Source organism: Pseudomonas sp. LH21, from assembly GCF_036549575.1.
Lineage (GTDB): Bacteria > Pseudomonadota > Gammaproteobacteria > Pseudomonadales > Pseudomonadaceae > Aquipseudomonas > Aquipseudomonas peradeniyensis.
This window is the reverse complement of sequence record NZ_CP144367.1, coordinates 4807775-4822264: the sequence shown is the minus strand read 5'-3', so window position 1 is coordinate 4822264 and position 14490 is coordinate 4807775. Positions and strand designations below refer to the sequence as shown.

The 14490-nt window shown below is 63.6% G+C and carries 12 protein-coding genes and 2 pseudogenes; 5 read left to right on the top strand and 9 right to left on the bottom strand.

Annotation, left to right across the window (positions count from 1 at the left end; translation table 11 throughout):
- Positions 1-69: 69 nt before the first annotated feature.
- Positions 70-1524, bottom strand: coding sequence for a pyruvate kinase (gene pyk / locus VUG52_RS22000; RefSeq protein ID WP_050703896.1), 1455 nt, complete (start codon positions 1522-1524; stop codon positions 70-72).
- A gap of 181 nt (positions 1525-1705) precedes the next feature.
- On the opposite strand from pyk, the gene VUG52_RS21995 reads away from it, so the two are divergent.
- The 3 genes from VUG52_RS21995 (at position 1706) to sbcB (ending at position 4067) form a co-directional block, all read left to right on the top strand.
- A complete protein-coding gene (locus VUG52_RS21995) occupies positions 1706-2092 on the top strand; it encodes a tetratricopeptide repeat protein (RefSeq protein ID WP_050703897.1) in 387 nt (128 codons plus the stop codon).
- A 123-nt stretch (positions 2093-2215) separates the two neighbouring features.
- Entirely contained in the window at positions 2216-2575 is a 360-nt protein-coding gene (locus VUG52_RS21990; protein WP_023631126.1) for a PilZ domain-containing protein, read from the top strand.
- Between the two features lie 61 nt (positions 2576-2636).
- Positions 2637-4067, top strand: coding sequence for an exodeoxyribonuclease I (sbcB, locus tag VUG52_RS21985; protein WP_262950129.1), 1431 nt, complete (start codon positions 2637-2639; stop codon positions 4065-4067).
- Between the two features lie 75 nt (positions 4068-4142).
- On the opposite strand, the gene mvaT is transcribed toward sbcB, so the two are convergent.
- Entirely contained in the window at positions 4143-4520 is a 378-nt protein-coding gene (gene mvaT, locus VUG52_RS21980; protein ID WP_050703899.1) for a histone-like nucleoid-structuring protein MvaT, read from the bottom strand.
- 300 nt (positions 4521-4820) lie between these two features.
- Between mvaT and purU the strand changes: the two genes are divergently transcribed.
- Positions 4821-5672: a formyltetrahydrofolate deformylase gene (gene purU / locus VUG52_RS21975; protein WP_050703900.1), complete on the top strand. Its 852-nt coding sequence runs from the start codon at positions 4821-4823 to the stop codon at positions 5670-5672.
- A 154-nt stretch (positions 5673-5826) separates the two neighbouring features.
- On the opposite strand, the gene VUG52_RS21970 is transcribed toward purU, so the two are convergent.
- The 5 genes and pseudogenes from VUG52_RS21970 to VUG52_RS27330 all read right to left on the bottom strand — a co-directional run.
- A complete protein-coding gene (locus tag VUG52_RS21970; protein WP_050703901.1) occupies positions 5827-6816 on the bottom strand; it encodes a lysylphosphatidylglycerol synthase transmembrane domain-containing protein in 990 nt (329 codons plus the stop codon).
- A complete protein-coding gene (locus VUG52_RS21965; protein WP_050703902.1) occupies positions 6813-7577 on the bottom strand; it encodes a DUF2334 domain-containing protein in 765 nt (254 codons plus the stop codon). The genes VUG52_RS21970 and VUG52_RS21965 overlap by 4 nt, the downstream gene beginning before the upstream one ends.
- The gene (locus tag VUG52_RS21960; RefSeq protein ID WP_050703903.1) at positions 7570-8691 is read right to left on the bottom strand and encodes a glycosyltransferase family 4 protein; all 1122 of its coding nucleotides are present in this window, start codon (positions 8689-8691) and stop codon (positions 7570-7572) included. Before VUG52_RS21960 ends, VUG52_RS21965 begins: the two co-directional genes overlap by 8 nt.
- Before the next feature lie 157 nt (positions 8692-8848).
- Positions 8849-9445, bottom strand: a pseudogene (locus tag VUG52_RS27335) (methyl-accepting chemotaxis protein); the annotation flags it as partial.
- Between the two features lie 261 nt (positions 9446-9706).
- Positions 9707-10723 (bottom strand): annotated as a pseudogene (locus tag VUG52_RS27330) (HAMP domain-containing protein); the annotation flags it as partial.
- Between the two features lie 172 nt (positions 10724-10895).
- Here VUG52_RS27330 and VUG52_RS21950 point away from each other — a divergent pair.
- Positions 10896-12371 (top strand): helicase HerA-like domain-containing protein, encoded by a 1476-nt coding sequence (locus tag VUG52_RS21950; RefSeq protein ID WP_050703905.1) that lies wholly within the window; start codon positions 10896-10898, stop codon positions 12369-12371.
- 123 nt (positions 12372-12494) lie between these two features.
- Here the strand turns inward: VUG52_RS21950 and VUG52_RS21945 are convergent, their stop codons facing one another.
- Entirely contained in the window at positions 12495-13967 is a 1473-nt protein-coding gene (locus VUG52_RS21945) for an inorganic phosphate transporter (protein WP_028690222.1), read from the bottom strand.
- A 312-nt stretch (positions 13968-14279) separates the two neighbouring features.
- Positions 14280-14480: a hypothetical protein gene (locus tag VUG52_RS21940; RefSeq protein WP_050703906.1), complete on the bottom strand. Its 201-nt coding sequence runs from the start codon at positions 14478-14480 to the stop codon at positions 14280-14282.
- Between the last annotated feature and the right edge of the window lie 10 nt (positions 14481-14490).

The following is a 14490-nucleotide window of genomic DNA, read 5'->3' as shown; positions in this document are numbered from 1 at the left end:
AAGCCCGCTCCCACAATGCCGACACCGGTGTGGGAGCGGGCTTGCCCCGCGATAGGGACTGCCGAGGGATCAGCCGACCAGCGGATCACCGACATGCAGGATCTTCATGCCGTTGGTGCCACCGATGGTGTGGTAGCTGTCGCCCTTGGTCAGGATCACCCAGTCACCCTGCTCGACCAGGCCACGCTTGAGCAGCTCGTCGACCGCCGCCTGGCTCACCTTGTCGGCCGGCAGCGAGGCCGGGTCGAAGGCGATCGGGTAGACGCCGCGGAACATGTTGGCACGGGCCTGGGTGGCACGGTGCGGCGACAGGGCGAAGATCGGCACGTGCGAACGCAGGCGCGACATGATCAGCGGGGTGTAGCCACTTTCGGTGAGGGCGATGATCGCCTTGACGCCCGGGAAGTGGTTGGCGGTGTACATGGCCGCCAGGGCGATGGACTCGTCGCAGCGCTCGAAGGTGGTGTGCAGGCGGTGGCTGGACTTCTGGCTGGTCGGGTGCTTCTCGGCGCCCGAGCAGATACGGGCCATGGCCTGTACGGCTTCGATCGGGTAGGCACCGGCGGCGCTTTCGGCCGACAGCATCACCGCGTCGGTGTTGTCGAGCACGGCGTTGGCCACGTCGGACACTTCGGCGCGGGTCGGCATCGGGTTCTGGATCATCGACTCCATCATCTGGGTCGCCACGATCACCGCCTTGTTGTTGCGGCGGGCGTGCTGGATGATCTTCTTCTGGATGGCGATCAGCTCGGCGTCGCCGATTTCCACGCCCAGGTCGCCACGGGCAACCATGACGGCGTCGGAAGCGAGGATCAGCTGGTCGAGGGTCTCGTCGTCGGCGACCGCTTCGGCGCGTTCGATCTTGGCCACCAGCCAGGCGCTGCCGCCGGCTTCGTCACGCAGCTTGCGCGCGTATTCCATGTCGCTGGCGTCACGCGGGAACGACACCGCCAGGTAGTCCAGGTCCATTTCCGCAGCCAGCTTGATGTCGGCCTTGTCTTTTTCGGTCAGGGCCGGTGCGGTCAGGCCGCCACCTTTGCGGTTGATGCCTTTGTGGTCGGACAGCGGGCCACCGATGATCACCACGCAGTGCAGGGCATCGGCGGTGGCGGTTTCGACACGCATGACCACGCGGCCGTCGTCGAGCAGCAGTTCGTCACCGACGCCGCAGTCCTTGACCAGGTCGGGGTAGTCGATGCCGACGATATCCTGGTTGCCTTCGGTCAGCGGGTGGGCGGTGGAGAAGGTGAACTTGTCACCGACTTTCAGTTCGATGCGCTTGTTGGCGAATTTGGCGATGCGGATCTTCGGACCCTGCAGATCGCCCAGCAGCGCGACATGGCGGCCGTTCTTGGCGGCGATGTCACGGATCAGGCGGGCGCGGGCCTTGTGCTCGTCCGGGGTGCCGTGGGAGAAGTTCAGGCGTGCCACGTCCAGGCCGGCAAGGATCAGCTGTTCGATCACTTCCGGCGAATTGCTGGCGGGGCCAAGGGTGGCGACGATTTTGGTACGGCGGATGGTCATGCACAGACTCCTATAGTGAAGCGCAGCGAAAGGCTACTCCTCAATTGCGCTGTAGTCATTGTTCCGTTGCACTACCCGCACACGAAGGAGGGTTGCGTTTGAACGGTACGGGTATGCTTGCAAATGGCGGTGAAGATTTGTCGTGAAAGGCCGATACACTGCCCATCAAAGGAGAATTCCCATGCGCACCCTGATCGTTTTGACCATGGCGGCCAGTGTCGTCGGCTGCACCCGCTGGTCCATGGACCACCACCTGAACAACGCCTACCGCGCCTACGACCGTGGCGATTGCGCGAAAGTCATGCTGGAACTGTCGCAGGTCGACCGCACCAGCCGCGCCCGTCCGTTCATCCACCCGGAGGTGTCGCTGCTGCGTGGCCAGTGCCTGGAGCGGCAGAAGCTCTTCGTCGACGCGGCGCAGACCTACCAGTACCTGATCCAGCAGTACCCGCGCAACGAGTACGCCTACCGTGCCCAGGCCCGTCTGCAGACGCTGGAAAAGCTCGGGCACCTGCGCGGCAGCGAGGCGACGGTGGCGAGTCCCGTGAACACTACACCTTGGCGTTAATCCTAATGTGTCGATGATTTCATGTAGTCCGTCCGTCGGACTGGGCTAATCTGTTAGAGAGTTGTCACGATCATCGCCAGTACCTTGTCTTCCTGGCCCCAGGTACAGGATTTCACTGCGATCATGTTTATCGAGCGACACATACAACGTCATCAACTGCCTTGCGTGCTCAAGGTGTTCAACCGCTGCACCGACCAGCAGATCGGCTATCTGGGCAACGCCTCGGAAGACGGCCTGATGCTGATCAGCCAGTTGCCTGTGCTGGTGGGGCCGGACTTCGAACTGCAGCTACGGGTGCCCCTCGCCGGCGGCGGCCTGCAATTTATCAACCTGACGGCCAGTTGCCTGTGGTGCCGCGAGGATGAGACGCCGGGGCATTTCGATGCCGGCTTCATGCTGCTGCAGGCACCGCAGGAATACGATGAGTTCGTCCGCTCCCTGCGTGACTTCTTCAGCTTCCGCCCCATGAACGCCTCCGCCTGAGGCTGGCCCAGTCCTCCCACGTGCCGTTAGACTCTGGTCGACCTCGATACAGGAAGACCCCGTGAGCTCCAGCATTTTCTGGCATGACTACGAAACCACCGGCATCAATCCGCGCAGCGACCGCCCGCTGCAGGTGGCCGGTGTGCGCACCGACCTCGACCTCAACGAGATCGAGGCGCCAATCAGCCTCTACTGCCGCCCCTCCGACGATATCCTGCCGCATCCGGCGGCCTGCCTGGTGACTGGCATTACCCCCCGGCAACTGGCCGACCAGGGCCTGTGCGAAGCCGAATTCATGACCCGGGTGCACGATCAGTTGGCCCGTCCCGGCACCTGCGCTGCGGGCTACAACACCCTGCGTTTCGACGATGAGGTCACCCGCTACAGCCTCTACCGCAACTTCTTCGACCCCTACGCCCGGGAATGGCAGGGCGGCAACAGCCGCTGGGACCTGATCGATGTGGTCCGCACCGCCTATGCGCTGCGCCCCGAGGGGATCGTCTGGCCACAGCAGGATGGGCGCACCAGTCTGCGCCTTGAACTGCTGAGCAAGGCTAATGGCATCGACCACGGCCATGCCCACGAGGCGCTTTCCGACGTGCGGGCGACCATTGCCCTGGCCCGCTTGATTCGCGAGAAGCAGCCGCGGTTATATGACTGGCTGTTCCAGTTGCGCAGCAAGCACAAGGTCATGGAACAGGTTCGGCTATTGCAGCCACTGGTACATGTATCCGGACGTTTCTCGGCCCAGCGCAACTATATCGGCGTGGTACTGCCTTTGGCCTGGCATCCGCGCAACCGCAACGCGCTGATTGTCTGCGACTTGCAACAAGATGCTTCGCCGCTGCTCCAGGAAAGTGCAGAAGCATTGCGCCAGCGCCTGTATACGCGGCACGAAGACATGGCCCAGGGCGAACTACCGGTACCGCTGAAGTTGGTGCATATCAACCGCTGCCCGGTATTGGCGCCACTATCGGTATTGCGCCCGGCCGACCAACAACGCCTAGGGCTCGAGTTGTCGGCATTGCAGGGCCGGGCGGAGCAATTGGCCAATCAGCAGGCCATTTGGGCAGACAAGCTGGACATCATTTATCAGGAAGAAGGCTTTGCCCCCAGCGAAGACCCGGAGCAACAGTTGTATGACGGTTTTTTCGGTGACCGGGACAAGCGCCTGAGCGAACAAGTGCGGCGTGTGGATCCGGCGCAATTGGCACATGGACAATGGATGTTCGATGACCCGCGACTGCCGGAACTGTTGTTCCGCTATCGCGCGCGAAACTTTTCCGACACCCTTGATGAACAAGAGCGCGCGCGTTGGCATGCGTTCTGTCAGCAGCGGCTTACTGATCCTTCTTACGGTGCGCCTAATACCCTGGCGGACTTCGAGCAGGCATGCCAGAGCAGTTGGAGCGACGCCAGCGAAGCGGGACGGCAGGTGCTGGAGGCCTGGCAAACCCATGTCCGGCAACTGAAAGTGCAGTACCAGCTTTGAAATGTGCAGATAAACAAAAAACGCCGGCAAGTGCCGGCGTTTTTCATGTTGAAACCAACGCGCCTTTCAGGCGAATCAGTCCAGCAGGGTAGCCCAGCTTTCGACGACGTCGCCGCCCCACTTGGCTTTCCACTCTTTCAGGGTCTTGTGGTTGCCACCCTTGGTTTCAATAACCTCGCCGTTGTGCGGGTTCTTGTATTGCTTGACCTTGCGCGCACGCTTGGTGCCGGTGGCCTTGACTGCGCCGCGCGGGGCTTTGCTCAGTTTGCTTTCCGGATCGAGCAGGGCGATCACGTCACGCAGCGACTTGCCGTTTTCGGCCATCAGCTCGCGCAGTTTCTTTTCGAACTCCAGCTCTTTTTGCAGCTTGCCGTCTTGCGACAGGTTGGCCAGGCGGGCTTGAAGTTCCTTGATGGCTTCTTCGGTGGCGCGGTATTCGTTGATCAGGGACATGGTGTGTTCCTTAATGCATGTTCAGAGAGAGACAGTGGGGCAATAATAGACAGGCGAAACTCTCAAGTAAACAATTTAATATTGATCACTGATTTAATAGTAGGCACTGACTGCGCAGTCATTAGGTTAAGAAAAATTTACAATTTGTCTGGGCCACTGGCCATTTCCCCTTGGGAAGAAGGGAATAGGCCTGTGCGACTGTGTCCTTGAGCTTGCTGGTGCGAGGGTGTAGATGCTTACTGCGTTTTTCCCGGCAGGCCGCTAGAATATGCGCCTTTGCGAAGTTCTGGAGTCTCCCTCATGCGCACCTATCGACTGGTGATTGCCTGCCCCGACCGCGTCGGCATCGTGGCAAAAGTCAGTAATTTCCTGGCCCTCTACAATGGCTGGATCAACGAAGCCAGCCACCACTCCGACGAGCAGAGCGGTTGGTTCTTCATGCGCCATGAGATTCGCGCCGAGTCCCTGCCGTTCGGTATCGAGGCTTTCCGCGAGGCGTTCGCCCCGATCGCCGAAGAGTTCTCCATGACCTGGCGGATCACCGACTCGGCGCAGAAGAAGCGCGTGGTGCTGATGGCCAGCCGTGAGTCGCACTGCCTGGCCGACCTGCTGCACCGCTGGCACACCGACGAGCTGGACTGCGAGATCCCTTGCGTGATCTCCAACCACAATGACCTGCGCAGCATGGTCGAGTGGCACGGCATTCCATTCCACCATGTACCGGTCGATCCCAAGGACAAGCAGCCGGCGTTCGCCGAGGTCTCGCGCCTGGTCGCCGAATACGACGCCGACGCCGTGGTGCTGGCGCGCTACATGCAGATCCTGCCGCCGCAGCTGTGCCAGGCATACGCGGAAAAGGTCATCAACATCCACCACAGCTTCCTGCCCTCGTTCGTCGGTGCCAAGCCGTACCACCAGGCGGCACTGCGCGGCGTGAAGTTGATCGGCGCGACCTGCCACTACGTGACCGAAGAGCTGGACGCCGGCCCGATCATCGAGCAGGACGTGGTGCGTGTCAGCCACGCCGACAGCATCGAGGACATGGTGCGCTTCGGCCGTGACGTGGAGAAGATGGTCCTGGCCCGTGGCCTGCGCTACCACCTGGAAGACCGCGTGCTGGTGCATGGCAACAAGACCGTGGTGTTCAACTGAGTCGAGGGCCATGGCATGGCAGACCCGCGTGACAAGGCCGGCGCCTCGGCGCCACCGACCTTGGGCGAAGGCTGCCTGGCCCGCTTCGACCCCGAGGCGTTGAGCGATGAGGACGGCACCGAGTTTCCCGGTGCCGCCGAACTCTGGGGGCGACTCAACCCGTCTGGCGACGACGCTCCAGTCGTGGACGCGCCAGCAGGTACAGGAACACCGGCCCACCCGCCAGCAGATAGAAGTAATAGGTAACCGCGCGCCAGATCAGGATCGCCGCGGCTGCCGTCGAGCTGCCCACCAGCGGTGACAGCAAGGTCGCCGAGGTCAGCTCCGCCGCGCCGGCGCCGCCCGGCAACAGGCTGAACTGCCCGGCACTGAGCGAGAGCATCTGCACCAGGAAACTGGCAATCCACGCCAGGTCCACCCCCAAACCCCGCAATGCCAGATATAGCACGCTGTAGCGCAGGCACCAGTGCGCGCAGGTGAGGGTGAACACCAGCGCCAACGTGCGCCGAGGCATGCGCCAGGTCTTGGCCAGGGCATGGAAAAAGCGCAGCAGCTTGCGCGCCCATCGCCTTCGGCGTGCCGGCGCCATGCCCAGGCGACGCAACAACCGGCCGTTGCCACGCATCAGCGCGCGTCGATAGCGCAGCAGCAGGAAGATCCCCGCAAGTACCGCACACAGCAGCAGGGCGCTGCCCAGCAGCATCTGTGCCTGGCTGTGGCCGAGGTGGTGGAACAGGGCATAGGCGGAAATCGCCAGCATTGCGCAGAAGAAGAACAGCAGGTCATTCAACTGGTCCATGGCGAACACCGCGCCACTGCGTGATGGCGTGATGTGCTTGCGCGCCAGCAGTGTCATCAGGGTCAACGGGCCACCGCTGCCGCCGGGCGTGGTGCAGATGGCGAACTCGGTGGCCATCACCACGCCCAGGCTGTGCATCCGTCCCACCTGCGCGCCCTGGTCACCCAGCAGCAGGCGTAGCCGGGCGGCATTGAGGGTCCAGCACAGCAGGATCATCGCCAGCAACAGCAGCAGCAACCCGGGGTCGAAGGCGCGCAGGCGCGGGAGCAGGTCGCTGCCGCCGAGCAGGGCGGGTACCAGCACTGCCAGCAGCAGTGCCAGGGCCAGCCAGCCCAGGCGCTTCATGAGTCGGCCTGGCGCGCCAGCCAGGCAGACTTGGTCAGTGGCTCACGGCCTTGGGCCAGCAGCTGGTGCAGGGTATCGAGCCAGTAATTGCGTGCGCTGGCGTGGCGCATGTCGACCGGGTGCAGGCCCAGGCGCAGGGTGTCGGCTTCGCGCCAGCGGCGGCATTGCCAGTCGCTGACCACCCTCGACAGGCCGCGGCGCCAGGCGCTGCGGGCACTCCACACCAGTCCCGGGGCATCGAAAGCAGTGAAATCCGGCAGCCGGTACAGGTGGCGCGGCGAACTGGTATAGCGCAGTGGCAATTGTCGCAACGCCTGGCGCGTGCCTTCGCTCATCAGCCAGGCGGGGGCGACGAAGCCTGCCACCGGCCAGCCCTGTTTCTCGAACAGTGCCAACCCGGCCTGCAGGCGTTGCAGGGCATCTGCCTGGTCCAGCCCATGGAACTCGCCTTCGTGGGTATAGATCCGGCGCATGAAATATTCGCCCGGTCCGCGCGGTGGCGGGCCATCGTCGGCGTGGTAGTAGCCATGCAGGGCCAGCTCGTCGCCCTGGGCCAGGCGACGCTCGAGCAGGCGGCAGAAGGTGGGTGAGCGCATCAGCGGGTTGCGGTGGTGGAAGTCCGGCACCACCAGCCAGGTCATGGGCACCCCGCCCAGGGCGTCGATGGCCTGGACGAAGGGTTGGTAGTCCGGCCAGGTTTCCGGCGCGATATCGTGCAGCACCAGCATCAGGCTGCGCGTGTCGGCGTGGCCCTCAGCCATGGGCGCGCACCGGCAGCGGGTGGCCGAGCACCGCCTGGTAATGCTGGAGCAGGCCGTTGACCACGGTGTCCCAGCTGTAATGGCGCTCCACGTGTTGGCGTGCCTGACGGCCCAGTTGGTCCACACCGCTGTCGAACGCTTCGCGCACGGCTGCGGCCATGGCTTGGCCATCGTTGGGTGGGCACAGCCGGCCGCAGCGTTCGTCGATGATTTCGCTGAAGGCGCCGGCACGCACGGCCACCACGGGCGTCGCGCTGGCCATGGCCTCGAGGATCACCAGGCCGAAGGTTTCCTGGTCGCCGGCATGCACCAGCAGGTCTGCGCTGGCCAGCAGCCGGGCGACCTGCGTGGGCGGGCAGAAGTGATCGATCACGCTGACATTGCCCGGCACGCTGGCCGGCATGTTCGAGCCCACCAGCAGCAGGTGGTAGGGCTGGCCGAGCGCGTGCATGCAGTCGAGCAGCACCGGCAGGTTCTTTTCCCGCGAGCCGCGGCCGGCGAACACCAGCAGGCGGCTGGTATCGGCGATGCCCAGCTCGGCGCGCAGGCCAGGGTCGTGCCGGTCTGGGTTGAACAGCGCCAGGTCCACGCCCAGGCGCTGCACGTGCACGTTCTCCACGCCCAGCCGGCGCAGCTTGTCGGCCATCACCTGGCTGGGTGCCAGGACCCGGTCGAAATGCCCATAGAGCTTGCTGACATAGGCCTCGACATTGGGGGTGAACCAGTTGCCCATGCGGTTGCTCACCAGCAGGGGCAGGTCGGAGTGATAGAAACCGATCACCGGCACATCGAGCTTGCGCCGCGCCTCCAGGGCCGCCCAGGCGGTGAGGTAGGGGTCGCCGACCTCGATCAGGTCGGGCCGCAGGCGGCGCAGTTCCTTGCACCAGGGTGCCAGGCGCACCGGGAAGCGGTAGCCGTTGCCGAAGGGCAGGGGTGGAGCAGGTACGTGGTAGACACCATCGACCTGGCTGGCATTGGCTCCGGGGATCAGCAGACTGTGGCGAACGCCGGGCATGGCGTCGAGGTGGCGGTGTTTGGCATCAAGATAGGTTCGCACGCCGCCGCTGGCCGGGGCGTAGAACATGGTGATGTCGGCGATGTGCACGATCAGCATCCCTCCGGGATCGTCCTCGGGTGTGTCATCCGGCGGTAATGAACCGGTGATGACGCGCCTGAGGGTTGACCTACTTGAAGGATAGTTTGTTCGATCGAGGTTGGGCGGGGGGCCGGTGCCGGGCAAGCCCGCTCCCATGAAGGGAGCGGGCGGCGGGTCAGATGCGGAAGCTGCCGACCAGCTGCTTGAGGCGGCCGGCCTGTTGCTCGAGGTCCGAGCAGGCGCGCAGGGTGGCCTGCAGGTTCTCGACGCCTTCCTGGTTGAGCATGTTGATCTCGTTGATGTCCATGTTGATCGAGTCGACCACGGCGGTCTGCTCTTCGGTGGCGGTGGCCACCGACTGGTTCATGCCGTCGATCTCGCCGATACGCTGGGTGACGCTGCCCAGGCGTTCGCCGGCCTGGTTGGCGATGTCCATGCTGTCCTGGCTGTGACGCTGGCTCTGGCCCATGGTGTCGACCGACTCGCGGGCGCCGACCTGCAGCTCCTCGATCATGGTCTGAACCTGCTGCGCCGACTCCTGGGTGCGGTGCGCCAGGTTGCGCACTTCGTCGGCGACCACGGCAAAACCACGTCCGGCCTCGCCGGCGCGGGCAGCCTCGATGGCGGCGTTGAGGGCGAGCAGGTTGGTCTGCTGGGAAATGCTGGTGATCACTTCGAGGATCTGGCCGATGTTGACGGTCTTGTTGTTCAGCGTCTCGATATGCTCGCTGGAGGTGACGATCAGGTCCGACAGGCGGTTCATCGCATCGATGTTGCGCTGCACCACCTGCTGGCCTTCCTCGGCCAGCAGCCGCGCCGAGCTGGCATGCTGCGAGGCCTGGGCGGCGTTGCCGGCGATCTCCTGGGCGGCGGCGCCGAGCTGGTTGATGGCGGCGGCGACGCTGTTGGTGCGGTTGGACTGCTCGTCGGAGTTGCTCATCGACGAGTTCGAGGCGCTGATCACCCGCAGAGCCACTTCGTTGACCTGCTCGGTGGCCGAGGACACTTCGCGGATCGAACCGTGGATGCGCTCGACGAAGCGGTTGAAGGCGGTACCGAGGATGCCGAACTCGTCGTGGTTGTGGATTTCCAGGCGGCGGGTCAGGTCGCCTTCACCCTCGGCGATGTTCGACATGGCGCGGGTCATGGTGTGCAGCGGCTGCATCAGCACGCGGATCAGCAGGCCGAGCAGGGCGATGATGATCACCACCGCCACCAGCGTGGCGATCACCGCCGAAGTGCGGAAGGTGCTGAGCATCGAGAAGGCCTTGTCCTTGTCCACCGACAGGCCGATGTACCAGTTGGCCGAAGGCAGGCCCTTGACCGGAGTGAAGGTCAGCAGGCGGGTTTCGCCGTTGAGCGTCACTTCGGTCAGGTTGCCGGACAGCCTGGGCGTGTTCTGCGGGAACAGGTCCGACAGCGATTTCATTACCAGGTTCTTGTCCGGGTGCACCAGGATCTTGCCCTGGTCGTTGACCAGGAAGGCGTAGCCCATGCCGCCGAAATCCAGCGAGTTGATGATCTGCACCAGGCCGTCGAGGGCCAGGTCGCCGCCGACCACGCCGACCGAGCGCGAGGCGGTGCTGATGATCGAGATGACCAGCTCGTTGGTGGCCATGTCGATATAGGGCTCGGTGAGGATCGGGCCGTTGGCGTTGAGGCCGTCCTTGTACCAGGGGCGCACGCGCGGGTCGTAGCCGTCGGGCATCTTGGTGTCCGGGCGCACGGTGAAGGTGCCGTCGGGCTGGCCCAGGTAGATGGTCTGGAAGCTCGAAGTCAGCGCGTTCTGGCCCAGCAGGGTGCCGGTGTTCTGTGGGTACTGGGCAATGTTCTGGGCGACGTTTTCGACCAGCTTGATACGCCCTTCGAACAGGTTGCGGATATTGGTGGAGGTGGACTCGCCCATCTCAGCCAGGTAGTTCTCCAGGTCTTCGCGAATGGCGTTACGCTGGAGGTAGTCGTTGTAGAGGGTGAAGAGGCTGAAGGCGAGTATCACGATCAGTGATGCCGCCAGAAGAATCTTGTGGCTGAAACGAAGGCTTTTATTCATAACGTGATCGTGTCCGCTAAGGTTTTTTATCGGGTCGTTCGCACAAAGCACGGTTGGAAAACAGTGCAACAATTCCCGTGGGTCCTTTTCGGGTTGTTACTGTCTTTCTGGGTAGAATCATTTTGAAATATCGGCTGTCACGCGACGGAACTTGAGCAGGGGATGAAAGAAGATGTCAGATTCCTTACGAATGGTAGTAGGAGCAGGTCCTGATGGTCAGCCGGTATCCCAGTCCATGCGCCTGGCCAACCGGCACGGCCTGGTGGCCGGCGCCACCGGCACTGGCAAGACGGTCACCCTGCAACACCTGGCCGAGCTGTTCAGCGATGCCGGGGTCGCGGTATTCGCCGCGGATGTGAAGGGCGACCTGTGCGGCCTGGGCGCGGCCGGGGCGCCCCAGGGCAAGGTGGCCGAGCGGATTGCCGGCATGCCCTGGCTGAACCACAAGCCCCAGGCTTATCCGGTGAGTCTTTGGGATATCGCCGGGCAATCGGGGCATCCGTTGCGCACCACCCTGAGCGAAATGGGACCGTTGCTGCTGGGCAACCTGCTGGAACTCACCGACAGCCAGCAGGCTGCCTTGTATGCGGCGTTCAAGGTGGCCGATCGCGAAGGTCTGCTGCTGCTCGACCTGAAGGACCTCAAGGCCCTGCTCGCGCACCTGAAGGACAACCCCCAGCTGCTGGGCGAAGACAGCGCCTTGATGACCAGCGCTTCCACGCAGGCCTTGCTGCGCCGACTGGCGACCCTGGAACAGCAGGGCGCTGAAGCGCTGTTCGGCGAGCCGGCGCTGCAGCTGGAGGATCTGCTGCGCCCGCAAGGCGACGGTCGCGGGCGTATCCACCTGCTCGACGCCAGCCGCCTTGTACATGACGCGCCCAAGGTCTATGCGACCTTCCTGCTGTGGCTGCTGGCTGAACTGTTCGAGCAGCTGCCGGAGCGCGGCGATGCCGACAAGCCGGTGCTGGCGCTGTTCTTCGATGAGGCGCACCTGCTGTTCAACGGTACGCCCAAGGCGTTGCAGGATCGTCTGGAGCAGGTGGTGCGGCTGATCCGCTCCAAGGGCGTTGGGGTGTATTTCGTCACCCAGTCGCCGGGCGACCTGCCGGATGCGGTACTGGCTCAGTTGGGGCTGCGTATCCAGCACGGCCTGCGGGCATTCACCGCCAAGGAGCAGAAGTCGCTGCGCGCGGTGGCCGATGGTTTCCGACCCAACCCGACGTTCGACAGCCTGGCGGTGCTGACTGAGCTGGGCATTGGTGAGGCTCTGGTCGGGACGTTGGAAGAGAAAGGCACGCCTGCCATGGTCCAGCGGGTGCTGATCGCGCCACCGCAGTCGCGGATCGGGCCGTTGAGCGCAGTCGAGCGGCAGGCCCTGATCGCGGCATCGCCGCTGGCCGGGCGCTATGACAAGCCGGTCGACCGTGAGTCGGCCTATGAAATGCTTACCCAGCGCAAGGGCGAACCGGTGGAGCCGGCGCCCCAGGCCAAGGCCGATGAGGACAGCTTCGCCGACAAGGCCGGTGAGTTCCTGCAGAGCGCGGCGGGGCAGGCCATCAAGTCGGCGGTGCGCCAGGCGGCCAATCAATTGGGGCGGCAGTTGGTGCGTGGGTTGATGGGGTCGTTGTTGGGAGGAAAGAAACGCTAGGCCCGTCCTGGCCCCTGTCGCGGGGCAAGCCCGCTCCCACGTGTAAACCTTATTCAGGACGGGACAACGGATACAAAAAAGGCGCCCCGCAAGGGGCGCCTTTTTCAGTTACTGCATCAGCACTCAGCCGATGGCCTTGGTGGCCAGCCAGAACAGGCCGGCGGCCAGGCCCATCGTTGCCGGCAGGGTGAGCACCCAGGCCAGCAGGATGGTCTTCACGGTGCCGCCCTGCAGGCCGCTCTTGTTGGCGACCATGGTACCGGCGACGCCCGACGACAGCACGTGGGTGGTGGACACCGGCAGGCTGAACACGTTGGCCATGCCGATGGCGCAGGCCGCGGTGATCTGTGCCGACATGCCCTGGGCGTAGGTCATGCCCTGCTTGCCGATCTTCTCGCCGACGGTCAGCACCACGCGCTTCCAGCCGACCATGGTGCCCAGGCCCAGGGCCAGGGCGACGGCGACGATCACCCAGAACGGTGCGTACTCGGTGGTGGCGGTCAGGTCCTTGCGCAGTTTCTCCAGGTCAGCCTTTTCACGGGCCTGCAGACCCGGCAGCTTGCCGACCTTCTTCGCCGTGTCGTCCAGGCACAGCAGGTAGCGACGCACTTCGACGCGCTTCTCGGCGCTCAGGGCGCGGTAGTCGGTCACCCCGGCCAGCGACGATTGCAGTGCGGCGATGGTCGGCTCGGTCTGCTGCGGGTTGCAGCTGAACTGTTCCGGCAGGTCGCTCGCCTGCGCCTTGCCCAGCGCCAGGAACTCGCCCAGGGTGGCGGCGTTGCGCTGGTAGAACTGGCTCAGGTGCAGGGTGGCGTCGCGGGTGCGTTCGATCTGGTAGGTGGTGCTGTTCAGGTCGAGGACGAACTTGGCCGGGACGATGCCGATCAGCACCAGCATGATCAGGCCGATGCCTTTCTGGCCATCGTTGGAGCCGTGCACGAAGCTTACGCCCATGGCCGAGATCACCAGCACCAAGCGGTTCCAGAACGGTGGGTGCTTCTTGTCGTCGAGCTTGCGGCGCTGGTCCGGGGTCTTGTGCATCTTCGACAGCGGACGCCACCATTTCAGGCCGATCAGCAGCAGGGCGGCGACAGCGAAGCCGGCCATGGGCGAGAGCACCAGGGACATGCCGATGTCGATCGCCTTCTGCCAGTTGACGCCGTCGCCCAGCGGAATGTCGCTGAGCAGGGCATTGGCCAGGCCGACGCCGAGGATCGAACCGATCAGGGTGTGCGAGCTGGAGGCCGGGATACCGAAGTACCAGGTGCCGAGGTTCCAGGTGATGGCCGCGGCCAGCAGCGAGAAGACCATGGCCAGGCCGTGACCGGTGTTCACATTGATCAGCAGTTCGACCGGCAGCAAGTGGACGATGGCGTAGGCCACCCCGACACCACCGAGCAGAACCCCGAGGAAGTTGAACACACCGGAGAAGAACACGGCCAGGTGCGGTGGCATGGCCTTGGTATAGATGACAGTGGCTACCGCGTTGGCGGTGTCATGAAAGCCATTGATGAACTCGAATGCGAGCACGAAGGTCAGAGCGAGCGTCAGGCTCACGATAACCCAGGCATCCAGTCCGCTGAATAAATCGATCATGAAGGTTGTCTGGCGGTCTTAGGGGGGGCGGATTATGCCAGAAAACCATGGCAATCGATGCACCCGCCACTGACCGATGGCAGGGGAATGGCGACCCCGCACCTGCATGGCGCAGGTGAGCTTTCGCGCAAAATCGTCGTAAAAAATCGATAAATCTCAGAAAAATCAGCGATTTGAGACGATTTTCGTAGAGAGTCCGCAATTTAAACGCTTGTATGAAATTTGTGTGATTCCATTTCATATCGAGCATTTTCACCCAGGATGCCTTGCCGCAATCGTTGCTCGATAGTGGCGCTATGACATCTCTTGGCTTCACTCGCCGTCGCTGCGCAGTTCCTTTTCGATCTTCTCGATTTCCTGGGCGAAGGCCTGGTCGAGAATGCTGGCGCGTTTACGCCAGGGTTTGCGTTCCGGGTCGGGTTGTGCGGCATAGGTGGTGACTTCACCACCGTATACATCCTTGTAACGTTCGGCCTGGCGCTCGAGTTCCGCGCGCAGTTCTTCTTTCGTCACAGTAATACCT